This is a genomic window from Novisyntrophococcus fermenticellae (assembly GCF_018866245.1).
Taxonomy (GTDB): Bacteria; Bacillota; Clostridia; order Lachnospirales; family Lachnospiraceae; genus Novisyntrophococcus; species Novisyntrophococcus fermenticellae.
Map to the genome: position 1 here is coordinate 2,682,101 of NZ_CP076458.1, position 22,907 is coordinate 2,705,007.

Sequence of the window (22,907 nt, forward strand, 5' to 3'; positions counted from 1 at the left end):
TCCAAATCTACTTCAGTGCTTCTATCAATCGTTCGTTCTCTTCATGCTGCTTAACCGCCACACGGTAAAATCCTTTTTCCAGTCCCACATAATTACTGCAGTCCCGAATCAGGACCTGTTTTTCCAGACAATGTTCCACCAGGTCCACAGGACCCTTAAAGAAAATATAGTTTGCTTTTGAGTCATAAACCTTCAGACCCAGCTTTTTCATCTCTTCTTTCAGCCAGAGGCGCTCTTTTGAGACCAGAAGTCTGGCTCTCTCAAGATATTCCGTTTCCCTTAAGGCAGCGACTCCCGCATCCTGGGCAGGTATGGACAGATTCCAGGGCTGAACACAGTTTCTCATGTGTTCCAGTAACTTAATATCTGCGCACATCCCATACCCAAGCCGAATCCCTGCCATAGAATACCTCTTTGTAAATGCTTTGAGAAGAAAAAGTTCCGGATACGCATACAGGTGCTGCTTTAGGGTGTATTTTTCCGGCTCATCAATAAAGTCATTGAAGCATTCATCCAGCAAAAGTGTGGCATGGTTCTTCCTGCACTGCTCCAAAATCCCCAGGATCAGATCCCTCTCCATCAGTTTCCCTGTAGGGTTATTCGGGTTACAGAGGCAGACCAGCTCGGCACCGGAAGCGAGCGAAGCACAGATCTCTTTGATACTTTTCAGTTCAAAACCATCTTCCTCGGTGAGTTGTACCTGTTCCACCCGGCACCCCACACTTTTTAATGCCAGTTCGTATTCCGCAAATGTAGGTGCAAGAACTACTGCTTTTTTTGGCTTTAAAGCCAGTGTCAGCATAAAAATCAATTCCGCTGCTCCATTCCCGCAGATCAGTGCATCTGCCGGAACCTCTTCATATGCCGAAAGTGCTTTTTTTAAGTTTAGCTGCTGCACATCCGGATAATTACAAATCTTATTTACACCTTCCTGTGCAGCACGAATTACCGACTCAGGTGTTCCCAAAGGATTCATATTGGCAGAAAAATCCAGTGCCTCCGGATGCCGGTACACATCTCCTCCATGTATTTGCTCTTTCATCATTCGCGACTCCTTTACAAAAGCAACAGAATCCATCGTAAGACTCCGCATAAAATTAAAGCCAGACTTGCCGTGACGTACATAAGCTGATTTGCTCTCACGATATCCCTGGGTACCACAGGTCTTAAAGGATCACCAATCGAAGGTTTCTCCACGGTGCGTCCAAAGTAAGAGGCATTTCCGGCCAACTGTACCCCCAGTGCTCCTGCCATCACAGACTCTGTCTGGGCCGAATTCGGACTGCTGTGGTTCAGCCGGTCCCTTCGATAGATTTTTCCTGCCTGCTTTCCATTCAATGCAATCAAAAAGCTTGCGGCAATCATCAGCCATGCCGCAATTCTGGACGGAAGAAAATTGACCACGTCATCCGTCTTCGCAGCAGCCGTACCAAAATACCTGTATTTCTCATTCTTATAGCCCACCATGGAATCCATCGTATTGATGGATTTATAAAAGAATCCCGCTGCCGCTCCGCCGAGCATCAGGAATACAAGTGGTGCAATAATGCCGTCTGCAGTATTCTCTGCCACCGTTTCCACTGCCGCTTTGGTCACTCCCTCCACATCCAGTTTTGCGGTATCTCTTCCCACAATCATGGATACGGCTGTCCGTGCCTCCGGAAGCGTTCCTTCTGTGAGTGCCTTATGAACTCTCATACTTTCTACCTTTAAGGCCTTTGTTGCCAGAAGCTGATAGCACCAGAAGGCTTCCAATATAAATCCCGCCCAGACATTCACTTTATGATATAAAAGGTACAAAATTACCGCCGGTACAGCCGTGCTGATTCCGGCTACCAAAATCACCAGAAGCCCACCGGCAGCCCGCTCTCCCCTTTTTGACTTTGGAAAGATGGCACGAAGCAGATATTCAAATCCGTCAATCAGTTTTCCGATCATTCGAACCGGGTGATACAGCCAGTGTGGATCTCCAACAATCAGGTCCAATATAAATCCCAGCACCACAGCCGGAAGCGTATAGTAAATCATCTCCTGGCCCTCTCTTCACATCTTTTATAAAAAGCTTCTGCAAATCTGGGATTTCCATAATAGTATAGATGGGGAAATCCCGCAAATAGGTTTTCACTGCTATGAATACACTTCCAACTCCGCTTACTAAGCGGTTTTCTGGCTGTAAACGCTTCTCCGCAGCAGGTAGAATCAAAATAATGGAACTCATGAGCAGGAATCGGCCCCGTCTCGCGGCCAAATGCTCCATTTCCTTCCAGTGTAATATATCCAAATCTGTTCAAATGTTCTGTATGGTAAGCCCTTCCTTCTATGGCACCCACCATGGGCCAGGGATTTCCTTCCATGTCTTCCATCTCCTGATGAAGATACATAAAACCTCCACATTCTGCAACAACCGGTATTCCCCGCTCCAAAGCCTCCCGGATACTGGCTTGCATGGAGTGATTTGCACTTAAAGCCTCTGCATACAACTCCGGATATCCCCCATGCAGCATAAATCCATCCAGCCCATCCGGCAGTTTTTTATCATGAATGGGGGAAAAAGGTACAAAACCCGCGCCTAAATCCTCCAGCAGTTCCAGGTTGTCTTTATAGAAAAAACAAAAAGCCTCATCCTGTGCAAGTCCGATGCTGACTTTTTTCCGCTGCGGATTTTCCCGGAAGTTTTGCTTTTTTGGGGGAAAATGCAAACCGCAGCGTACCGTACGGATCTTTTCCATGTCGTAGTCCAGCTCTTTGGCACTCCTGGACAGCTCCAGTAATTTTCCCACCTCCAGTGATTCCTCCAGAATTTCACTCAAAGCATCCAGTTTTTGCTGCAGCTGTTCCACTTCTCCAGGAAGTACAAGACCCAGATGACGGCTTTCCAGTATGCAATCTTTCAAAACCGGTACATAGCCCAGTACGGAAACATTGGTTTCTTTCTCAATCAGCTCCTTCATTCTGGAGTACATCATGGGAGAAAGCCTGTTTAAAATGACCCCGGCAATCGGGCTGTCCTCCCGGTATTCCTTAAACCCTTTAATCAGCGCTCCTATTGAAACACTGGCCCCCTTTGCATCCACAATGAGTATCGCCGGTGTTTTCGTTATCCTTGCCACATCATAGGCACTGGCCCTTGTACTGATTCCGGCGATGCCATCATAGAAGCCCATTACCCCTTCCATCACCGCAATCTGGCACTCTTTTGCATGTTTTTCAAATAGATAACAGGTTGTATCCGGATCTGTAAAAAACGTATCCAGATTCCAGCTCTGTGTTCCAATCACGGTTGTATGAAACATGGGATCGATAAAGTCCGGTCCGCATTTAAACGATGCAGGCATAAGTCCCCGCTTTTTCAGCAGGTTTAAAATCCCACAGGTAATCAATGTTTTTCCACTGCCACTGGAGGGTGCAGTTAATAATATTCTGGGGATCTTCATGACGTAATTCCTCCTTCACAGGAGATAATATAGACAGGATTTTGTCCCATCATCATATGATACCGTCCTGCCTCTTTGGAACGCGAAACACTTATCTGAACAATTTCCTGCCGGCACACAGGAAGCTCCCTTAATCCCTTAAGGACCTCCGCCACCGTTTCCAGCGTAATGGCATTTATGACCAGACGTACCTTCGGATTCTTGACCAGTAATGCTTCGCAGATTTCCTTCAGGTTCCCGGAGGAACCACCGATAAAAGCATGTGTAGGAGAAGGCAAATCTTTCAATGCTTCCGGAGCGCAGCCCTCCACAATCTCCATATTGTCCGTGCCAAACTTACTATGGTTTTTCTTCAGGAGTTTTACCGCTTCTGGATTCTTTTCGATGGCATAGACTTTTCCTTTATAGGATATGAGTGCCATCTCCACAGACAGGGAGCCGCTCCCTGCCCCTACATCATAGATAACAGAATCCTGCCCCAGATGCAGTTTACAGATAGAAACCTCACGGATTTCCTCCTTGGTCATGGGTACCTTATCCCTTAAGAATGCTTCGTCCGACAAACCATGAGTCACAAAGCGCCGTGCCTTCGTATTCTTAACCAGAATCACTGCCAGTGGATCTGTCTCAATCTCCAGAAAATCTTTTGGATATCCTTTTAATATCCGTTCTTCCGGATAGGACAACCGCTCTCCGATGGAGATTTCCACATCGTCCATGCCATATTCCAGGAGTTTTCCACAAAGCTCCTTTACTTGCCCGCTTTTTCCGAGCAGAGCGAATATCTTTTCATGCCGCTGAATCTCCCCTATCAGGTTACAAGGCTTTCCATGTGCACTGAGCAGGGCTGCATCCTCCCAGGATTCCTTCAGTTTTGCACAAAAGGACACAAGCGAAGCCACCCCCGGAAATACTTTCGTTTGCTCCGGCAGTGCCTGCAGCAGGCGTTTCGCTCCACTATAAAATCCCACATCTCCGGAAAGCAGAATCCCTATTCTTTCAAATTCAGGGTGGTCCCCGATATAAGCGGTTATCTTTTCAGGCTGATATTCCTGACAGACAGCCTGTCCCGGCAGAACAATTCCTTCGGTCATCCGGGCTGCTCCGATCAGCAGGTCAGCCCTTTGGCACCACTGCCGGGCCTCACAGGTCATTCCCTCCTGGACGCCCATGCCGATGCCCACCAGCGCAATCTCTGGTTTGCCTGAGATCTGAAATCTTCTACACAACTCATGCTTGCATTCTGTCAGGGACAAGCCCTTTTCTTGTACCGGCCTTCCGATAACCAGAAGTGTGATTCCGGTTATTCTTGCAGACTCGGCCTTTTCCGGAAACCCTCCGGCAGCACCCGTATCCTTCGTCACCAGATAGCGGATTCCATACTGCCGGATCATGGCGGTATTCATCTCTGTGGAAAACGGTCCCTGCATGCAGATCAGATGCTTGCCTGTAAATCCCAGACTAGCACATTGTTCCACCACTTTGGGCAGAGAGAGCACCCTGGCATACAGCCGCTTTTCAAAATTCTGTACCTTTGTGAATTCACCCAGTTCCTTGCTTCCTGTAGTCAGCAGCGCAGCTCCTTCCCGCACATTCAGCCACTTTACGGCAGCACTCGCCGACTCCACATATACCGTATTGTCTTCGTTCCTGCCGTCGCCCAAACGCAGCAGGCGCAGATATTCGCATCCCACCTGACCCGCGGCACGTCTGATATTTCCGGTAACCTCGGCAGCATAGGGGTGGGTGGCATCAACAACCAGAACACCCTGCATCTGACCCATCAGAGCCTCCATCTGCTTCTCATCCAGTCTTTCATGCGATACATGAAGAAAAGAATCTTCTTCAATCAGACTTCCGCCATATTCCGTAGCTACACAGACCCATGTGGGAATCCCATGACGTCTTAAAAATTCCGCCAGTGTTCTTCCTTCTATGGTTCCTGCAAACAACAGTACTCTTGCTTTAAACATCCCTGTACCCTCTTGGTGTCACCATATGTCCGTCTATATTCTTCGTCTGGGAATTTCCGATGAAAACTGTAGTGAACATATCTGCTTTTACATCTCTTAGCTCTTTTAAGGTCATCACCTGCACATTTTCCCCCTCCCGGCCGATGTACGCCACCGTTCCGCATACCGTATCCGGGCTTTTATGCTGCAACATCAAGTCACAGGCCTTCATCAGATAATCCTTACGTTTTTTACTGGAGGGATTATAGAGACAGATTGCAAAATCCGCTTCTGATGCATGAAGCAGTCTGCTTTCAATCTTTTCCCAGGGAGTAAGAAGGTCGCTTAAGCTGATCAGACAGAAATCATGAATCAGCGGCGCGCCCAGAACCGCCGCTCCTCCCAAAGCCGCTGTAACACCCGGTATAATCTGAAGTTCCACCTCAGGGTAACGGGTACCCACCTCATACATCAGACCAGCCATACCATAGACTCCTGTATCTCCACTGCAGATCATGGAAACCACATGCCCCTTTTGGGCTTCTTCAAATGCAAGAACACAGCGGTCCACCTCCTTCTTCATGGGTGTTGTCAGAAAGTTTTTTCCCGGAAAATGTTCTTTTACCAGATCCACGTAAACGGTATATCCAATAATTGTATCACTGTTTCTTAAAACCTCAGCCGCTTCAATTGTCATCTTTTCATAAGCACCCGGCCCTATGCCCACCACATAGATTTTATTCAAAACATATCCTCCAGTCTTTTTTCACACATGCACAGGTTACACCGTCGGCACATGTTTTTCTCACAATCACTTCTCCTTCACCGGCCAAAGCAGCACTTCGCTCGCATACGTTATCCACACCCGTAACGTCCTCCACAAATTCCGACGCCAGAAAACTTCCCTCTGCCCGCCTTAATTCATCGGGTGTATAGGTTATAAGCGGAAGATGATTCTTCTCACAAAATTCCAACAACCCCGGTTCATCGGCTTTCAGATCTATCGTAGCCACCTGGCAGACCGCTTCGGGATAGATATAATGTTCTTTTAAAACATCGTGGAACAGTTTTTCAATCTGTTCTGCACTGCTTCCTTTCCTGCAGCCGATTCCAACCGTGATACAAGGGGGAATCAGCCACAGGCAATGGTCAAAATATTTGTTCTGATACGAAGGACTGATACTGATTCCCAAGGTAACTTCCTCCGGATTATCCGGCTTCAGTTCTTCTGCCCATACAATTCCTTCCGGCAAATCCCCTGTTACAGGAAAATCGCTCTGAAATCCCACCGGATATCCGCTTAGCAGGGAAGCCGACACTTCCTTTGCATAGGTCATATTTGACAATGTCATATGGTTCTGCGTCGCATAAACATCCACAGCGAATTTTCCGTAAGCATCTGTAGCCGTGGTCACCACCGGGACTGCGTGAATCTGTTCGGCCAGCCATCCGGCCAATTCATTCGCTCCTCCGATATGACCGGACAACAACGGAATACAGAACTTTCCCCGTTCATCTAATACAATAATTGCCGGATCCTGGCGCTTATCTCTAACAAAGGGGGCGATTGTCCGTACCGTGATTCCCGTAGCTCCCACAAAGATAATGGCATCACTATCTATAAAACGCTTTCTTGTCCAGTCCTTTAGATCCTCTTTAAGCTCGGCAGGATGGCCATTTTGGGCAAAACGGCTTTTGAATACGATATTGACTTCATTTCCTTCTTTTAAAAGAATCTCCTGTAACTGCTTTAACAATGTAAATCCGCCCTGGGTAAAACATACTCCCGCTATCTTCATCATAATAATCTTACTCTAAGGTTCCCTTTCTGAATTCTGTTGTAAATTCCGGATGATATAACAGCGAGCGGTCATAATTTCCATGAGACACTGCATCGCCTATAATCATCAGGGCTGTTTTTGTAATGTTTTCTCTTTTTGCCGTCTCTGCCAGTGTAGCAACCGTACAGATACAGGTTTTCTCATCCTCCCAGGTTGCCTTGTACACGATGGCCGCCGGTGTATCTTTCGAATATCCCCCTTCCATCAGCCGCTTACTTAATTCCTCCAGCATTCCTGTGCTCAAAAAAACAACCATCGTTGCCTGATGTGCCGCAAATGACTCTATGCTTTCCTTTTCCGGGACTGGAGTTCTTCCTGCCATCCTGGTGATAATCACACTCTGAGAGACATTTGGCAAAGTATACTCCAGATTCAGCGCCGATGCCGCTCCGCAGAACGCACTGACACCCGGGCATGAGTCATAAGAAATCCCTTTCTCATCCAGCACATCCATCTGTTCCCGGATTGCACCGTAAATACAGGGATCTCCGGTATGCAGCCGGACGGTCATGCACCCTCCCTCCTCTGCTTTTAGCATGACTGAAATCACTTCTTCCAGGGTCATCTTTGCAGAGTTGTATACCTCGCATCCCTCCTTTTTATATTCTAAAAGTTCTGGATTCACCAGAGAACCTGCATAAATAATCACGTCAGCCTCTTCCAGATATTTCTTGCCCCGTATCGTAATCAGATCCGGCGCTCCGGAGCCCGCTCCCACAAAATGTATCATTTGTTTTTCTCCTTTACAATGATTAAAGAATAGTAGCCTGCATCTTCAGGAATTTCATCTACGCTTCTATAGATTTTTTCATCGGGCATTCCACAGTTCTCTATCATCACCGCTTCTTCCCCATATTCTTTCAGCATCTGCTTTACATGTCCAAGCCGCTTTCCCGCCTTCATCAAAACCTTGGTTCCCGGCAGTTTCAGGGAATCTTCAATTTGGTAAGAAGCCGGAACAACATGCAGCGGTTCCGCCTTTTCCACAAGACCTATATTTAATTTGGCCGCCACCGCACAAAAAGAAGTGATTCCGCTTATGATTTCTACCGGATATCCGGCGTCCTCCACTCTTTTATGTACATAGAGATAAGTAGAATAAACCGTCGGATCACCCAATGTCAGAAATGCTACCTGCCTGCCCTGCTCCAAAAGGGCTGTCACTGCTTCCGCTCCCTGTCTGTGGCTTGTTTCCAGCTTCATAGGGTCTTTTGTCATGGGCATCGGAACCGCAAGAAGCTCTTTCCCTGCCAGTCCGGGATATACCTGAACCACGATTTTATATGCTACCGTATCGCCTGGATTCTCACCGGGCAATGCCACCACATCACTTTCTCTGATTATACGCAGCGCCTTCAAAGTCAATAGCTCCGGATCTCCGGGGCCCACGCCGATTCCATATAGTTTTGCTGTCATTTATATTTCTCCTCTGTTTATTTTCTCCATCAGATTCTGTACCTCGGATGTCTCCCCCAATTTTCCTTTTGTTTGGGAAAATAAGATTGCTCCAATCTGTATCCTGTCCCGGCATCTGTTTTTTAGATAGAATTCAACTTTTTCGCAAACCTGTTCCATGGTCTTTTCTAACATATCTTCTTCTGAATGAACCGAATGAACCAATAGATCAAGAGCTTCTTCTGTTGTATATGTGCTTAAGATTCTGCGTGCCGTATCGGCCTCTCCCCCCGCCCGCAGGTAAGCTGCTGCCATAAGCTCCGCCCGGCAGTCGGCATTCCGGGAATGGGTATTCATGATTCCGCCGGAAACCTTGATAAATTTCCCGATATGGGCGATAAACAAAATTCCTTTTATGCCCAGCTCCACCGCCATATCGATGGTTTCACCGACATAATTACTGCATTTCATCTCCGTACTCCGGTTCAGTTTATGCATCCGGGAGGCAAATGCCTCTCCGTAATTCCCGGGCGTAATCAGAAGGTATTCCGCTCCCTGTGCCGTCAGGGTCTGCATCTCCAGACGGATGCTGGCAATCAGGGCGTCCTCGCTCATAGGCACCACAATACCGCTGGTTCCCAGTACGGAAATTCCTCCTGTGATGCCAAGCCTTGGGTTAAAGGTTTTCGCTGCAAGTTTCTCCCCTTCAGGTACGCTGATTATGACCTTCATCCCTCCCTGATATGCATTTTCTTTACAGACTTTTGCTGTTTCCTCTTCTATCATCCGGTAAGGTACCGGGTTGATAGCAGCCTCGCCAACCAGGCGGGCAAGTCCCGGCTTCGTCACCCTGCCAATGCCTTTTCCACCGTCAATGGTAATCCCCCGCTCCTGTCTGGTCACAGTGGCATAGATAAAGGCTCCATGCGTTGCATCCGGGTCGTCTCCCCCATCCTTCTGTACGGCGCAGCTGACCTCCTTCACTTTTCTGTTATCATCGTACTTCATCCGGATATCTTCTATCAGCAGATGCAATAATATCCCCCTGGGCGTCATCAGTGCAACCTCTTCCACTAAATCACCGGTAAGCAGCATCCCGGCCGCGGCTTTGGCCGCCGCCGCTGCGCAGGAGCCAGTGGTATAACCCATGCGGAGTTTTTTTGAGTCCTTTATTACATAAGCATTTTCCAGCCCCTTCTGATGTTTCATCTGTTTTTTCCTTTACACTATAAGAAGGGAATGATGCTAACGGAATCCTTCGCCCGATAACAATCATTCCCTGTCTCTTTTCGGTGCCTGTTAAGAATTTCTGTCACATAATACAGAAAACCTGCCACCGGCAGCTTTCCTTGCATACTTTGGCATACAGAAAACCTGCCACCGGCAGCTTTCCCTGCATACTTTGCTATTAAAAGTGATAACACCTTATATCACTTTTATTATTATAATAAATTCTCAACATTGTGTCAATGAATCCACCCGAATTAGAAATCATTTTGTCTAAATTACCAACTATAACCCCGTCTTTTCCGCAATAAATTTTCTTGCCTTAACAGCATACTCCAGCGGATTTGCCCTGGCGGGATCCTGTTCCGCTTCTACCAGCATATATCCCTCATACCCCGCTTCTTCGAGCGTCTGGAAGATCGGCACAAAGTCAATGCAGCCGTCCCCGGGTACTGTAAATGCGCCCAGGCGGACACCCTCCAGAAAGCTCAAGTTGTCTTGTTTCACCTTCTCCACAATTTCAGGACGTATATCTTTCAGGTGTACATGTTTTACGCGGTCTATGTATTTCTGAAGCATTTCAAGCGGGTCTGCCCCACAGTAGGCAAAGTGTCCGGTGTCGTATAACAGACTGACATATTCGGAATCCGTACCCTTCATCATACGTTCCACCTCATCCGGATTCTGTACGACCGTTCCCATGTGGTGATGAAAGGTCAGACTGATTCCATACGCATCTTTTGCTATCCTCCCCAGTCTGTTTAAGCCCCGGCAGAAGATTTCCCATTCCTCATCCTTCATCTCATACTTGTGTCCGAAGATTGGAGTATCCTGCTTCCCCTGCACGCTGTAACTCTGCTCGGATACCCCGATAATTTTCGCTCCCATGATCTTTAAAAATGTAAGCTGTGCCCGAAATTCTTTTTCCACCTCTTGAAAAGGCCTGCTGATAAGGTATGAAGAAAACCACTGGTTACAGATTTCAACTCCTCTTAAAGCAAGTGCTTTTTTTAACACGTCCGTATCTCTGGGGTAGCGGTTTCCAACCTCAGAACCCGTGAACCCGGCCAGTGCCATCTCACTGATACACTGTTCAAAGGTATTCTCTTTTCCCAGATCCGGAAGATCATCATTCGTCCATGCGATGGGGGCAATTCCCAATTTCACTTTTGCTCTGTCTAACATAAAATAATTCTCCTTAATTGATTTCCGAAATCTTTACCGGTCTGTGTTCCTCATAGGATTTCTTCGCAGCCAGTCCCATCAAAACAGGACGTAATCCATCCATGACATTCAATGGGGTCTCTTTCTTATTTTCGATTGCATCTACAAAGGCTGCAATTTCTTTTCCATAAGCTTCCATATAGCGTTCCAGGAAAAAGTACAGGGGCTTCTCGGCCGTTACGCCTTCCGAATTGCTTAAGACTGCCTGGGACTGGCTGTCATTGCTTATGGAAATCATACCCTCCGAGCCAAAGACCTCCGCCCTCTGGTCATATCCATAAACTGCTTTTCTGCAGTTATCAATCACCGCTATGGCTCCATTTTCCATCTGTAATGTTATGACCGCCGTATCCACATCTCCGGCTTCTCCGATGGCAGGATCCACCAGATTCGCTGCCTGCACATAGACCTCTGTGGCATCACAGCCAGTCAGAAAACAAGCCATATCAAAATCATGGATGGTCATATCCAGAAACATCCCGCCGGATACCTTCACATAATCAATTCCGGGCGGTTCCGGATCCCGTGAAGTAATCTTAATGACTTGCGGCTTACCTATCTTCCCCGCTGCCACTGCCTGCTGCATTGCCTCAAAATTATGGTCAAATCTCCTGTTAAAGCCCACCTGGTACTTTAGCCCGGTTCCTTCCAGTGCGGCAACAACCTTTTTGATTTTTTCCACGTCATGGTCAATCGGCTTCTCGCAAAACACATGCTTACCCGCACGAATGGCTTCCAGAGAAATCGGGGAATGCGTGTCTGTGGAAGAACAGATCAGTACCGCATCAATCTCAGGATCATCTATAATCTCTTTATAATCTTTCGTTGTGTGGACAACTCCCATGCTTTTTGCCCAGAGCTCCGTCTCCTCGTTCATAAATGGGTCCGCAACTGTTTTAATCACTGCATCCTTTATTCTGGTACTAATACTTGTGATATGTACCTTTCCTATCCTGCCTGCCCCGATAATTCCTATTCTTACCATCTTACTTTTCTCCTTATAATCCTTAGGTTTAAATTTAATTACAAGTCCGCTTCATGAAGCCAGGTATATCTTTCATCCTCGCAGCGGTCTGTCTGCAGCCATGGGTTCCCTTCTATATGGCGGATCATCCAGCAGGTATACATCTGAAATCCAGGTGCCACTGCCTGAGGATGTAATTCTCCTCCCGGAATCGCTGAAAAACTGCCATCAACACTCTTGAACACCCGATCTCCCACAAAGCTTGCTCCAAATCCTTCCGGACGGTCAAATTTAAAATAATAGGTTTCCGGCTGTGGATGTCTGTGCGGCAGATATCCTGACCAGTTTCCCCTGTCGTTTAATACTTCTCCCAATACCATGTTGGAGTAGGGCGCAATATCATGATCAAAGATCGTATTCACCCTCCGTTTTGCTACATTACCGAATTTGCCCACACAGGAATATCCCCAGGGCGCATCTTTTGGAGCATAGATTCTGGCCGGAAATACTTTGTCATTGCGGGTGCACTGAACAAGTATCTCAGAATCCTCCTGCGCATCCACCTTCACTTCTGTTGCACTGCATACATGTACACACCAGGGTCCTTCGGTGAATACATCTTTTCTGCTGACCTCTTTATGCTCTCCCCCCCAGGTAAAGGAGAGTTTACCGGAAAGCAGCAGGATTGCCATCTCTTCTCCGTTTTTTATAAAAGCTCTTGTATCTCCTGCCTTCATCCGGTAGACCCGGATATCCATCTGCATCTCTTTGTATTCATTTTCATAGGTGGTGAGTACCTGTTCACCGCCTGCATCAAACTCAGGGTAACCAAATAGTTTTTCCATCCTGCAACCTCCTTTAATAATCTCTCGCTTCTGTGCGGCCTTTCATAACCCCCGCACAGGCATCCCGTACGCTTTCCTTCTCCGATGTGGTCGCTATGCCCACATTCCACCAGGATTCATATCCGTCTGTCATGGTCTTGGGGATTACTTTTAAATCAAAAAGGCAGGCAGTCTCCTGTTGTTTCGCATCCTCCAGGGCCTTGACCAATTCCTCGATGGTCTTACAGGTATAGGTTTTCAGACCATATCCTTCTCCGATTTTGGCATAGTCCACAGGAATCAGATTTCCTGCAGGCTTCCTGCCATCCGTATATCTAAATTCAGTGGCCAGACTGCCAATCCCATGATTCATCTCCAGATTATTAATACATCCAAATCCACAATTATCAAAAATCAGAATATTTACTTTTTTTCGTTCCTGCATAATGGTCATAATTTCACTGTGCAGCATCTGGAAGCTGGAATCTCCCACGACACAATAGACTTCATTATCCGGCTCAGCAAATTTTACACCCAGTGTGGCCGCTACTTCATATCCCATACAGGAATATCCATATTCTGCATGATATCCACCTCTTTTATCCGTTCTCCACATCCGCTGCATACAGCTTGGAAGGGAGCCCCCTGCGGTAATAATCGTAGCGTCTTTACTAATACTTCTATTAATCGCCGCAAGGGCCGCTGTCTGTGTGATGCTTCCCCCCGTCATCCTGACAAATTCCGGTATAGTCCGGGGATCCCTGGCTTGAATTTCCGGCACAAAGTCTTCACCTGTATAGGTAATTCCTCCCAGGCGCTCCAGTTCTTTATTCCAGACCGCTTTTGCCGCTTCTATCTCTCCTTTGTAAGAAGAAAGATACTTCCGGCTCCTCAGTTCTTCCGCCAATGCATGAAGTGTTGCCTCCGCATCTCCCACGGCTTTAACTGCATCCATCTTATAGGCATGGAAGCGATTGTTATTGATCGTCACCATCTTTACATCCTTGTTTCGGAACAGGTGCTTGGAACTTGTCGTGAAGTCAGACAGCCGGGAGCCTACAGCGATGACCACATCTGCGTCCTGTGCAATAATATTGGAGGCATAAGTCCCGGTTACCCCGATTCCTCCCAGGCAGTAAGGATGGCTGGATTTGCAGGCGCTCTTTCCCGCCTGGCTCTCCCCAAAGGGAATATGAAACTCTTCGCAGAATCTTTCCACTGTCTCACCTGCTTCGGAGTATCGGACACCTCCGCCCACAATCAGCAAGGGTTTCTCTGCCCGGGCAATGATGTCTGCAATCTCTTCGATTTCTTCTTGTACGGCCACCGGACGGGTAATTCTATGAATCCGTTTCCGAAAGAAATAATCCGGATAATCATAGGATTCCCCCTCTACATCCTGGGGAAGTGCGATACAACAGGCTCCGGTTTCGGCCGGATCGGTTAACACCCGCATGGCACCTACAAGCGCTGTCATCACCTGCTCCGGACGGTTGATTCTGTCCCAATACTTGCAGACCGGTTTAAATGCATCGTTTGTAGTCGTTGCCAGGCTGCTGCTTTGCTCAAGCTGCTGCAGTACGGGATCCGGCTGCCGGGAGGCAAATGTATCTGCCGGAAATACCAGAAGCGGTATATTATTTACGGTAGCGGTGGCACATGCGGTCACCATATTGGCTGCTCCGGGACCTATGGAAGAGGCACACGGTATGATGGCCTTCCTGTTCTTCTGCTTTGCAAATGCAATGGCCGTATGGCACATTCCCTGTTCGTTCCTTCCCTGCATAATCTTCAGCTGTCCCGGATTCGTATCCAGTGCTTCCCCTAATCCCACTGCAATTCCATGTCCGAATATGGTAAAAAACCCTTCTACGAATTTAGACTCAACTCCATCCATGGAAACATACTGTCGGTCCAGAAATTTCACAATCGCCTGCGCAACCGTCATTCTTGTTGTATCTCCCATCCTTCTCGCTCCTTTCCTGTCTTATACCCTCGCTATCATCTCGCCAAATTTTTCTTTTTCATCTTTTATAAATGCATGTACTTCATCCGGGCCCGGAAGATCATCCGAGCAATTATTACTTCTCACCATCATAGAAGCTTCAGCGGAACCAAATTCCAGACAGTCAATGATCTCCCATCCCTGATATAAACCGTATAAAAATCCCGCTCCATACCCGTCACCGCCTCCAAATCCTTTTCTGGCCTCTACAGGAAAAGGTTTAATGGAATAGCGCTGCCCGTCACAGGTATAAGCAGTGGAACCTTTCATTCCATGCTTAATCACAACAATTTTTGCATGGTATCCCTGCCACAGAGCGGCCGATTCTTCGTCAGACATCCCTGGTTTTATCAGGTTTTCAGTCAGGTCAAATTCCTCCCGCGAACCCATAATAATGTCCGCCTCTTTAGCCACTGCAGAGTAGTATATAGAAATCTCATCCTTATTTTTCCAGTTATATGCCCGGTAATCTATGTCGAAGATAATCCTGGTATGGTTTTTCTTCGCCAGCATTACGGCTTTTAAAGCCGCCTCCCTGGATGGACTTTCCGCAAGAGACGTACCCGAAATTAAAAGTGCTTTTGTCTGCTTTATGTAATCTTCATCGATATCCGTCACGTGAAGCTGTAAATCAGCAATGCAATTCCGATACATCAGAATACTGCTCTCCCTGGAGGAAAGCATTTCTGTAAAAGTCAATCCGAGTTTTTCTCCTCCCTTACATCTGGTAATCTGAGAAGTATCGATTCCTTCCCCATTAAAATAGTCCACCACGAAGTCTCCGAACTGGTCATCGGATACCTTCCCGATAAATCCCGCCTTCATTCCGTGACGGGTGACCCCCACGGCAATATTAGCAGGCGACCCTCCCACATACTTTTCAAACATATGGACATCCTTCAATGGCTTAAATCCCTCTTTCACCTGATCATTATAGGCAGGATTAAAATCGATAGCCACACGTCCCAAAAGTGCAATGTCCATAGGTCTCGATGCGTCAAAATCCACATAGCTCATAGTTCTTCCTCCCTGCTCGTGCCCTGCATACACCCAATCTGCTTTGCGTGCCTTTTTATTATTTGCGTGCTTTCATGTGCTTATTTATATTGTCATATTAGCACATGCTTGGCACCCTATGCAATACAGAAAACATTTTTCCATCCGTTTTCATGTTTTGCATAATATTCGATGTTTATTTTTGTCTATTTACTACAACAACAGACCACCACCGGTCTCGAGGCCAGTGGTGGTCTGTTGTTTTCTATTAGAGATTATAATTAAAGATTATATCTTGTTTTGATTCTGATTTCCGTATACATATATTCACGATCCGGCTCTTTGCCCCATAAGAGTTTATCGGCCAGAATAGACAAGGCTCTATATCCCTGCTCGAAACCTTCCTGATCGATAAGAAAGTCTACAGTCCCTTCCTTTAGTGCTATTTTATTCTTAGGCGTCAAATCATAGATAATGACATATGGACGCTTTTCCGGTTTCAATTGTTCAAAAGCCTTTTTCACTCCTGCCTGTCCCCCGGAAGCCAGAAAAATTCCTTCCAGATCCGGAAACGCCGCCAGGGTATTGAGGATAATCTTTTCGACTTCCCCGGTATCGTCAAAGCTGCTCTGCACCCCTACCGGCTCTACGTCAGGAAATCCTTTCTTCAATTCCTCCAGAAATCCGTCCATCCTTTGACTTCCCGCACTGTTGGAAAAGTAGCCTGTGATGCCCAGCACCTTTCCTCTCCCCCGCATCATCAAACCCATAAGTCCGGCAGCTGTCTGTCCGCTTTTCCGGTTATCCAGCCCTACGAAGCAACTACGTGCCGTTCCTACAATATCCGTATTAAATGTAACAACAGGGATATTCCTCTCTTGTATCAGATGATTGAGCCGCAGACGAACATCGTCACACTCCACCGGCATGATGGCAAGGGCATCAATCCCCTCTGCTTCAAGATCATCTATAAACATCAGCTGTTCCCTTTCATCGACAGAAGCGCTTTCCCTCAGTAAGACCTCTATCCTCTGGTTTTTCAGCTTTTCCCTTGCCTCCTCTATGCCATGATTTACCGAAATCATAAAAGAAGACCCGGATAATTGTGTAATCACTCCTATCCTTTTTACCCTGTTTTCCGGATTTTCACTTCCCGGCAGGGTTCTCTGCTGTCTTGGAATATAGCCAATTTCATGGGCAATTTGCTCAATCCTTGCAGCCACCTCCGGTTTTACCCTCCCACGATGATTCAGGGCTCTGTCCACTGTTCCCCGGGATACACCTGCCAGTTCTGCAATCTGCTGTATCGTTCCTGCCATACGTTTTACCTCTTGCCCTCCATCGTCTGTTTGATAATACTTCTCATCGTATCTTCGCTGATCTGGCCGGAGACATAGCCAAAAACTTTTCCTTCCTTGTTAATCATAAAAGTAGTGGGATAAGAATAAACTCCATATTCTGCAAATATCTTACCTCCGGGATCCATCAGAACCGGATATGTATATCCGTTTTCATCCAGAAATTGCAGGATTCCATCCTCTGATGTCTCCTTTCCATAATCCGGTGCAGCAATACCCAACACCACAAGCTCTTCCTTGCCTTCAGCACTCGTTTCTTCATAAATCTTCTGTATATCAGGCATTTCCGCACGGCAGGGAGGACACCATGTGGCCCAGAAGTTCAGGAAAACTGTTTTCCCTTTGTACTCTGAAAGTGTATGGCTGTTTCCGTACTGATCGGTCAGGGTAAAATCATAGCTGTCAGGCAGTTCCTGCTGTTCTTCTGCAGATGAATTGCTCTGCGCAGACGGCTTTGTCTCTGCACTGCTGCTCTGTTCCTCTTTTTTCTCCGGGGATGTGGCTGTAGATACTTTTGATAAATAGCCCGTAATTGAGTTCATATTCCCTGTAAACATCATAATTCCCATCAACACCATCAAAATCCCGCCTATTTTTACCGTATACCGAACAACTTTTCCATGCTTCTTAAACAAGTCAAGAAGCGTGCTGGTAAACAGGCCCACTGCCAGAAATGGCAGGACAAAACCAAGCGTATAGACGCCAATCAGCAGAAATCCCATAGCCTTTGTGCCGGCTGAAGCTGTCATAAGCAGCACGCTCGCCAGAGCAGGACCGACACAGGGTGTCCATGCAAAGCTGAACGTAAAACCCATAAGCAGAGCCACCCAGGGTGACATAGCCATCGTATTCATTTTGATTGGAAGCCTATGTTCTTTCCCCAACATATCCGATTTTCCGAAAATCCCCAATTGATAAAGCCCAAATAGAATAACCAGAATTCCTCCGATTCGGGCAAACAGCATCTGATTGCTGTTAAAAAATCTGCCCGCCGCAGAAACTCCCATTCCCAGCAAAAAGAAGGCTGCACTCACCCCCAGCACAAAGAAAAATGTATTGAGCATTACTTTACTTCGCTGGTAACTGATTCTTCCATCTTCTCCAACCACATGGGTTCCCCCTGACAAATAACCGATATACAACGGTATCAGAGGCAGTACACATGGGGAAAAGAAACTGAGCAATCCTTGCAGAAAGACCGTCAGCACCGGCACACTCACATCTAAAGAAAATCCCATATATTTATCTCCTTGTATCTTCGTTTTTAACTACGCAACAATTTTTGTTATAAAAAGCGATTCCATATCTATATTCTTAAACATCTTTGCATGTTTGATTTCAATTATCACAGCGGGTTTTCTGACATCGTAACTCTTAATTAGAATATCCGGTCTTCCCTCCCCCGCTTCCCGATTGGATTCAACAAGATACTCCTGTACATTGTTTAAAATCTCCCGTAGAATTTTTCTAAAATCATCCCGCCCAAGAGGCAAAGCCTTATGCTCCTGCATATACTCACCTTTCCTTTATCCATCTCTGTAACCGTATGACTCTGCTATCAACATATTTGATTTTGCCCGTTTTGTCAATAGATATTGAAGCAACATATAGTAAATAAGAGATTATCAGACATCAAGGAGTCAGGCCTATCTTATGAAAAATATTAATTTTGCTGTTATCGGCGGCGATATGCGTCAGGTATATATCAGTGAAGGGTTAGCTTCCCTTGGATATACAGTATGCGATTATGCGTTATGTACAGAAACCGCCAATCCTTCCATCTGTCATGCTTCTACCATTGAAGAAGCCATCTGCAACACTTCAGCTATCATAGCCCCCGTTCCCCTGGTGCGGAATCGAGTCTTCAACCAGCAGACTTTAAATACAGATCTGACGCTTGAAAGCCTTTGTTCACTTCTGCAAAACGGCCAATATTTCTTTGCCGGTTCCATACCGGAATTTTTTAATACGGCTTTATTAGAAAAGGGGATCTCCACCTGTGATTTCATGAAAGAGGAAGAGATTGTGTTCTATAATACGATAGCCACTGCTGAAGGGGCCATTTGTGAAGCAATTTCAAAAAGTCCTTACAATCTTCACCGAAGTTCCTGCCTGGTTCTTGGATATGGGAAATGTGGCAGAACCCTGGCATCTTATCTGAAAGGAATGTTCTGTAATGTGACCGTCTGTGCCAGAAGCTCCAAGGCCAGAGCAGAGGCAGAGATTCTGGCAGATCAGGCAATCGACATACATCAGTTGGAGCAAAAGCTGGAGCACTTTACCTTTATCTTCAATACAATACCAGGTTTACTGCTCACAAAAGATCTTTTAGAAAAACTAAACTCCAATGCCTTGATTATTGACATCGCTACGGCTCCCGGAGGTGTTGACTATGAAGCAGCCGCCAGGCTGGGACTTTCCGCAAATCTTTGCCCCGGTCTTCCGGGCAAATACGCGCCAAAATCCTCTGCCGATGCCATGATTCGGTTTATAACTCACCAACTATAACTTATCTAAGGAGGTTGACGGTATGAATTTAAAAGAAAAGAAAGTAGGTGTAGCCTTTACCGGTTCCTTTTGTACCTATAAATCTGTATTTACAGAATTACAGAAACTTGCAGATGAGGGAGCAATTGTGCAGACCATCTTCTCCGATGCTTCTCAGACAATAGACAGCCGCTTCGGCAAAACACAGGATTTTGTTGATGAGGCAAGACGTATCACAGGTATTGAACCTATGCTGACCATTGGCCAGGCAGAACCCATCGGGCCGAAAGGACTTCTGGACATCGTTGTAATTCTCCCATGCACAGGAAATACCATTGCAAAACTGGCCAATGGTATTACCGACACACCTGCCCTGATGGCCGCTAAAGCACATCTCAGGAACGAAAGACCCCTGGTGATATCCATCTCTACCAACGATGCTCTGGGAATCAATATGAAAAATATTGGTTTACTAATGAATATGAAGCACATCTTCTTCGTTCCATTTGGGCAGGATAGTCCTGAAAATAAGCCGAATTCCATGATTGCCCATACGGAACTTTTGATTCCGACGCTGGAAGCCGCCCTTTTGAACAAACAATATCAGCCGGTTATCCGATAACGGAAAGGAGAAGCTATGTGCGGAATTGCAGGATTTTATAATCCAAGGGAGAATTATGAAAAAAGCCCCTTAAAGTGGAGACATATATTAAATGAAATGAATCGTGTACAGAAGCGGCGAGGCCCGGATGACGAAGGTATCTATCTGAAGCAGGGCTGTGGTCTGGCTCATGTACGGTTATCAATTATCGATCTTATGACCGGGCACCAGCCGATGATCCGAAAGCAGGATTCGCGGGAATGCAGCATCGTATTTAATGGAGAAATCTACAATATGCCGGAATTAAAAAAGGAACTTCAGGAAGAAGGTGCCAGGTTTGAAACCACAAGTGATACCGAAGTAATTTTAGCCGGATATATGCTGCATGGAACAGACTATGTAAAAAAACTGAATGGAGTTTTTGCTATCGCGCTTTGGGATTCCAGGCTGAAACAGCTTTTTCTGTTCCGGGATCGTTTGGGAGTAAAGCCCTTGTTCTATACCATGGCGGGCGAAACCATTGTATTTTCCTCTGAGATTAAAGGACTGTTTCAATACCCCGGGATTTCACCTTCTCTGGATCAGGATGGATTATGCGAAATTTTCGCTCTGGGTCCTGCCAAATTATACGGAAAGGGGGTCTTTCACGGAGTCTTAGAGGTCTTGCCGGGAGAGTCTCTTTGTATCGGAAGACACGGCTGTAAACATGACTTCTACTGGAAGCTGGAAAGTCACCCCCATGAGGATTCTTTTGAAAAAACCGTGGAAAAAACCAGCTGGTTAGTGGAAGATTCCATTAAAAAACAGATGCTTTCCGATATTCCCATCAGTACCTTCCTCTCGGGCGGTGTGGACAGCAGTCTGGTTACTGCCGTGTGTGCCAGAGAACTGAAAAAGCAGGGGAAAGTACTGAATACTTTTTCCTTTGATTTCAAGGATAACAGCAAATACTTTCAGTCCAACTCCTTCCAGCCCAGCGAAGACCGCCCCTGGGCTGAGAAAATGGCTGCTTATTCAGAAACAAGGCACCATTTTCTCGAATGCAGCAACACAGATATGATTGAGAATCTGTTTAAAGCAGTAGACGCCAGGGATCTTCCCAATATGGCGGATGTGGAGTCCTCTCTGCTCTACTTCTGTTCTCAGGTGGTAGACTACAATAAAGTGACCCTGACCGGAGAATGTGCGGACGAAATCTTCGGCGGCTATCCCTGGTTCCATAAAAAAGAGGCATTTGAGACCGACAGTTTTCCCTGGTCCATGGATATGGAACCACGGAAGGTTCTCCTGTCGGAAGATGTTATCCACGCCTTACCCCTGGATGAGTATGCCCACACCGCATACGAAAAGACCATTCATGAAACTCCGGTTCTGGAAGGGGAGTCCCGCGAGGAAAAACGCAGACGGGAAATCTCTTATCTAAATCTTCGATGGTTCATGGTGACACTTCTGGACCGCATGGACCGTACCAGCATGTATTCCGGTCTGGAAGCCAGGGTTCCGCTGGCCGATCATCGGATTGTGGAATATGTGTGGAATATCCCCTGGAGCATGAAATGTCCGGATGGAATCGTCAAAGGCCTCCTCCGTCATGCCGGCGAAGGAATCGTTCCAAAAGAAGTCTTATGGAGAAGAAAGAGCCCGTATCCCAAAACTTATGATCCCTCCTATGAAAAAATACTGGGGAACCAACTAAAGGAGGTATTGGCCGATCCTCAGGCACCGGTACGGCAATTCCTGGATTCTAAAAAAGTCCACGCATTTTTAAACAGCCCCTCCGATTATGGAAAACCATTTTACGGGCAGCTGATGGCCGGACCGCAGATGCTGGCCTTTATGCTACAGGTAAATTACTGGCTGGAAAAATATAAAATACAAATTCTCTGATCCATTTTTTACAGCAGTACCCTTTTATATCTTCCTCTTTGATGATATGATACCAGTTATCATATCAGAAAGGAGCTGAACTTATGTCACGTATCATCTGCCTTATAGTAGGCTACGCTTTTGGAAACCTCCTGACCGCAGAGCTTGTAGTATGGATAAAGCTCAGGAAGCATCCCGAAGACCTGGGAAGCGGAAACCCCGGAATGGCAAATGTTACCCGGCAGCTGGGTATATATGCCGGCATTCTGGTTTTGGCCGGAGATATTTTAAAAACAGTTCTTGCCTGCCTGCTCTGTAACCGGCTGTTCCCGCTGCCGCAAAACCTCTCCACCCTGTATGCCGGTCTGGGCGCTATCCTTGGACACAATTTCCCGGTCTGGAAACATTTTAAAGGGGGAAAAGGGGTTGCTGTCACCTGTATCCTTCTGGTTCTGTATTCTCCCCCCTGGGGACTTGCCGCCTGTATCATCGGATTACTCTTTATCCTTTTAACAGGTTATCTTCCTTTGGGAGCAGTAGTAATTCCCACTGCATTCCTGATTTACACCTTTCTTTCTTATGGAGCGGAAGTAATCCTCTTAATTCTGGCTGTCACGGTTTTAATGTTTGTCAAACATGCGCCCGGACTCCGCGATATCTCTCAGGGAACCTGCCCAAAAGTGAGCTTTTTCAGGCATTAAAAAACCGCTGTTTTTCGGAACAATTTGTTACA

The 22,907-nt window shown here is 46.6% G+C and carries 21 protein-coding genes; 4 read left to right on the forward strand and 17 right to left on the reverse strand.

What is annotated here, in order from left to right:
* Window positions 1-7 precede the first annotated feature (7 nt).
* From KNL20_RS12390 to KNL20_RS12470, 17 genes are all read right to left on the reverse strand, one after another.
* Window positions 8-1,042, reverse strand: a complete 1,035-nt coding sequence (locus KNL20_RS12390) for a threonine-phosphate decarboxylase (RefSeq protein ID WP_230400111.1) — start codon at window positions 1,040-1,042, stop codon at window positions 8-10.
* Window positions 1,043-1,056: 14 nt separating this feature from the next.
* The gene (cbiB, locus tag KNL20_RS12395) at window positions 1,057-2,028 is read right to left on the reverse strand and encodes an adenosylcobinamide-phosphate synthase CbiB (protein WP_230398045.1); all 972 of its coding nucleotides are present in this window, start codon (window positions 2,026-2,028) and stop codon (window positions 1,057-1,059) included.
* Entirely contained in the window at window positions 2,025-3,434 is a 1,410-nt protein-coding gene (locus KNL20_RS12400; RefSeq protein ID WP_230398046.1) for a cobyrinate a,c-diamide synthase, read from the reverse strand. The genes cbiB and KNL20_RS12400 overlap by 4 nt, the downstream gene beginning before the upstream one ends.
* Entirely contained in the window at window positions 3,431-5,407 is a 1,977-nt protein-coding gene (gene cobK / locus KNL20_RS12405; RefSeq protein ID WP_230398047.1) for a precorrin-6A reductase, read from the reverse strand. The genes KNL20_RS12400 and cobK overlap by 4 nt, the downstream gene beginning before the upstream one ends.
* Complete coding sequence (cobJ, locus tag KNL20_RS12410; RefSeq protein WP_230398048.1) at window positions 5,400-6,131, reverse strand: precorrin-3B C(17)-methyltransferase; 732 nt, start codon at window positions 6,129-6,131, stop codon at window positions 5,400-5,402. Before cobJ ends, cobK begins: the two co-directional genes overlap by 8 nt.
* Window positions 6,124-7,188 carry a cobalt-precorrin 5A hydrolase gene (locus KNL20_RS12415; protein WP_230398049.1) on the reverse strand — a complete coding sequence of 355 codons (1,065 nt, stop codon included), beginning with the start codon at window positions 7,186-7,188 and terminating at the stop codon, window positions 6,124-6,126. Before KNL20_RS12415 ends, cobJ begins: the two co-directional genes overlap by 8 nt.
* A 7-nt stretch (window positions 7,189-7,195) precedes the next feature.
* On the reverse strand, window positions 7,196-7,957 hold the full coding sequence (cobM, locus tag KNL20_RS12420) for a precorrin-4 C(11)-methyltransferase (protein WP_230398050.1): 762 nt from the start codon (window positions 7,955-7,957) through the stop codon (window positions 7,196-7,198).
* Window positions 7,954-8,643: a precorrin-2 C(20)-methyltransferase gene (cobI, locus tag KNL20_RS12425; protein ID WP_230398051.1), complete on the reverse strand. Its 690-nt coding sequence runs from the start codon at window positions 8,641-8,643 to the stop codon at window positions 7,954-7,956. Before cobI ends, cobM begins: the two co-directional genes overlap by 4 nt.
* Window positions 8,644-9,831 carry a cobalt-precorrin-5B (C(1))-methyltransferase CbiD gene (gene cbiD / locus KNL20_RS12430; RefSeq protein ID WP_230398052.1) on the reverse strand — a complete coding sequence of 396 codons (1,188 nt, stop codon included), beginning with the start codon at window positions 9,829-9,831 and terminating at the stop codon, window positions 8,644-8,646.
* Window positions 9,832-10,134: 303 nt separating this feature from the next.
* A complete protein-coding gene (iolE, locus tag KNL20_RS12435; protein WP_230398053.1) occupies window positions 10,135-11,034 on the reverse strand; it encodes a myo-inosose-2 dehydratase in 900 nt (299 codons plus the stop codon).
* A gap of 13 nt (window positions 11,035-11,047) precedes the next feature.
* Window positions 11,048-12,058: an inositol 2-dehydrogenase gene (iolG, locus tag KNL20_RS12440; protein ID WP_230398054.1), complete on the reverse strand. Its 1,011-nt coding sequence runs from the start codon at window positions 12,056-12,058 to the stop codon at window positions 11,048-11,050.
* A gap of 38 nt (window positions 12,059-12,096) precedes the next feature.
* Entirely contained in the window at window positions 12,097-12,882 is a 786-nt protein-coding gene (locus KNL20_RS12445) for a 5-deoxy-glucuronate isomerase (RefSeq protein ID WP_230398055.1), read from the reverse strand.
* 13 nt (window positions 12,883-12,895) lie between these two features.
* Window positions 12,896-14,827, reverse strand: coding sequence for a 3D-(3,5/4)-trihydroxycyclohexane-1,2-dione acylhydrolase (decyclizing) (gene iolD / locus KNL20_RS12450; protein ID WP_230398056.1), 1,932 nt, complete (start codon window positions 14,825-14,827; stop codon window positions 12,896-12,898).
* A gap of 21 nt (window positions 14,828-14,848) precedes the next feature.
* On the reverse strand, window positions 14,849-15,883 hold the full coding sequence (iolC, locus tag KNL20_RS12455) for a 5-dehydro-2-deoxygluconokinase (protein ID WP_230398057.1): 1,035 nt from the start codon (window positions 15,881-15,883) through the stop codon (window positions 14,849-14,851).
* A gap of 260 nt (window positions 15,884-16,143) precedes the next feature.
* Window positions 16,144-17,181: a LacI family DNA-binding transcriptional regulator gene (locus tag KNL20_RS12460; protein WP_230398058.1), complete on the reverse strand. Its 1,038-nt coding sequence runs from the start codon at window positions 17,179-17,181 to the stop codon at window positions 16,144-16,146.
* A gap of 5 nt (window positions 17,182-17,186) precedes the next feature.
* Complete coding sequence (locus KNL20_RS12465; RefSeq protein WP_230398059.1) at window positions 17,187-18,458, reverse strand: cytochrome c biogenesis protein/redoxin; 1,272 nt, start codon at window positions 18,456-18,458, stop codon at window positions 17,187-17,189.
* A 30-nt stretch (window positions 18,459-18,488) separates the two neighbouring features.
* A complete protein-coding gene (locus KNL20_RS12470; RefSeq protein WP_230398060.1) occupies window positions 18,489-18,731 on the reverse strand; it encodes a PD-(D/E)XK nuclease domain-containing protein in 243 nt (80 codons plus the stop codon).
* A gap of 142 nt (window positions 18,732-18,873) precedes the next feature.
* Here KNL20_RS12470 and dpsA point away from each other — a divergent pair, with 142 nt between their 5' ends.
* From dpsA to KNL20_RS12490, 4 genes are all read left to right on the forward strand, one after another.
* Complete coding sequence (gene dpsA / locus KNL20_RS12475) at window positions 18,874-19,728, forward strand: dipicolinate synthase subunit DpsA (protein ID WP_230398061.1); 855 nt, start codon at window positions 18,874-18,876, stop codon at window positions 19,726-19,728.
* A 22-nt stretch (window positions 19,729-19,750) separates the two neighbouring features.
* A complete protein-coding gene (locus tag KNL20_RS12480) occupies window positions 19,751-20,329 on the forward strand; it encodes a dipicolinate synthase subunit B (protein WP_230398062.1) in 579 nt (192 codons plus the stop codon).
* A gap of 15 nt (window positions 20,330-20,344) precedes the next feature.
* On the forward strand, window positions 20,345-22,195 hold the full coding sequence (asnB, locus tag KNL20_RS12485; protein WP_230398063.1) for an asparagine synthase (glutamine-hydrolyzing): 1,851 nt from the start codon (window positions 20,345-20,347) through the stop codon (window positions 22,193-22,195).
* Between the two features lie 83 nt (window positions 22,196-22,278).
* Window positions 22,279-22,875: a glycerol-3-phosphate acyltransferase gene (locus KNL20_RS12490; RefSeq protein ID WP_230398064.1), complete on the forward strand. Its 597-nt coding sequence runs from the start codon at window positions 22,279-22,281 to the stop codon at window positions 22,873-22,875.
* The last annotated feature ends 32 nt before the right edge of the window (window positions 22,876-22,907 follow it).

What these genes read in the sequence shown, in the direction of transcription:
- KNL20_RS12390 (WP_230400111.1), bottom strand. Translation starts at nt 1,042, where the DNA reads ATGAAAGAGCAAATACATGGAGGAGATGTGTACCGGCATCCGGAGGCA.
- cbiB (WP_230398045.1), bottom strand. Translation starts at nt 2,028, where the DNA reads ATGATTTACTATACGCTTCCGGCTGTGGTGCTGGGATTTATATTGGAC.
- KNL20_RS12400 (WP_230398046.1), bottom strand. Translation starts at nt 3,434, where the DNA reads ATGAAGATCCCCAGAATATTATTAACTGCACCCTCCAGTGGCAGTGGA.
- cobK (WP_230398047.1), bottom strand. Translation starts at nt 5,407, where the DNA reads ATGTTTAAAGCAAGAGTACTGTTGTTTGCAGGAACCATAGAAGGAAGA.
- KNL20_RS12415 (WP_230398049.1), bottom strand. Translation starts at nt 7,188, where the DNA reads ATGATGAAGATAGCGGGAGTATGTTTTACCCAGGGCGGATTTACATTG.
- cobM (WP_230398050.1), bottom strand. Translation starts at nt 7,957, where the DNA reads ATGATACATTTTGTGGGAGCGGGCTCCGGAGCGCCGGATCTGATTACG.
- cobI (WP_230398051.1), bottom strand. Translation starts at nt 8,643, where the DNA reads ATGACAGCAAAACTATATGGAATCGGCGTGGGCCCCGGAGATCCGGAG.
- cbiD (WP_230398052.1), bottom strand. Translation starts at nt 9,831, where the DNA reads ATGAAACATCAGAAGGGGCTGGAAAATGCTTATGTAATAAAGGACTCA.
- iolE (WP_230398053.1), bottom strand. Translation starts at nt 11,034, where the DNA reads ATGTTAGACAGAGCAAAAGTGAAATTGGGAATTGCCCCCATCGCATGG.
- iolG (WP_230398054.1), bottom strand. Translation starts at nt 12,058, where the DNA reads ATGGTAAGAATAGGAATTATCGGGGCAGGCAGGATAGGAAAGGTACAT.
- KNL20_RS12445 (WP_230398055.1), bottom strand. Translation starts at nt 12,882, where the DNA reads ATGGAAAAACTATTTGGTTACCCTGAGTTTGATGCAGGCGGTGAACAG.
- iolD (WP_230398056.1), bottom strand. Translation starts at nt 14,827, where the DNA reads ATGGGAGATACAACAAGAATGACGGTTGCGCAGGCGATTGTGAAATTT.
- iolC (WP_230398057.1), bottom strand. Translation starts at nt 15,883, where the DNA reads ATGAGCTATGTGGATTTTGACGCATCGAGACCTATGGACATTGCACTT.
- KNL20_RS12460 (WP_230398058.1), bottom strand. Translation starts at nt 17,181, where the DNA reads ATGGCAGGAACGATACAGCAGATTGCAGAACTGGCAGGTGTATCCCGG.
- KNL20_RS12465 (WP_230398059.1), bottom strand. Translation starts at nt 18,458, where the DNA reads ATGGGATTTTCTTTAGATGTGAGTGTGCCGGTGCTGACGGTCTTTCTG.
- KNL20_RS12470 (WP_230398060.1), bottom strand. Translation starts at nt 18,731, where the DNA reads ATGCAGGAGCATAAGGCTTTGCCTCTTGGGCGGGATGATTTTAGAAAA.
- dpsA (WP_230398061.1), top strand. Translation starts at nt 18,874, where the DNA reads ATGAAAAATATTAATTTTGCTGTTATCGGCGGCGATATGCGTCAGGTA.
- KNL20_RS12480 (WP_230398062.1), top strand. Translation starts at nt 19,751, where the DNA reads ATGAATTTAAAAGAAAAGAAAGTAGGTGTAGCCTTTACCGGTTCCTTT.
- asnB (WP_230398063.1), top strand. Translation starts at nt 20,345, where the DNA reads ATGTGCGGAATTGCAGGATTTTATAATCCAAGGGAGAATTATGAAAAA.
- KNL20_RS12490 (WP_230398064.1), top strand. Translation starts at nt 22,279, where the DNA reads ATGTCACGTATCATCTGCCTTATAGTAGGCTACGCTTTTGGAAACCTC.